Origin of the sequence: Bartonella sp. AA83SXKL (assembly GCF_042196965.1) — a bacterium.
GTDB lineage: Bacteria > Pseudomonadota > Alphaproteobacteria > Rhizobiales > Rhizobiaceae > Bartonella.
Map to the genome: position 1 here is coordinate 1 of NZ_JBHIRG010000306.1, position 263 is coordinate 263.

Here is a 263-nt window from a genome sequence, read left to right on the forward strand (position 1 = left end):
TTGTCCTCCATACTCGATACTCTGTAATCCATATTCATCAATAAGAGTACCCTTTGAAGTTTCTCCATTTCCGACACTCTCAACTTCACCCTCCTTAATTATAAAGCTCCCATTGATGATATTCTTATCCATTTCTCTTGGCTGTTCACTTAGACCTACTGCTCTGTGTGATTTGTCTCCTGACTCAGCTACTGTTTCTGCATTTGCAGTCTTGATAAGAAAACTACTGGTCATCAACAATGTCCAAAAACTCACGTTCAATT

At 38.8% G+C, this 263-nt stretch carries 1 protein-coding gene; it reads right to left on the minus strand.

Features of this window, described 5'->3' with window-relative positions; genetic code table 11:
- The coding region (locus ACFINO_RS11300) for a hypothetical protein (protein ID WP_375655941.1) at nucleotides 1-234 on the minus strand (234 nt) is incomplete at its 3' end.
- Nucleotides 235-263: the final 29 nt, after the last annotated feature.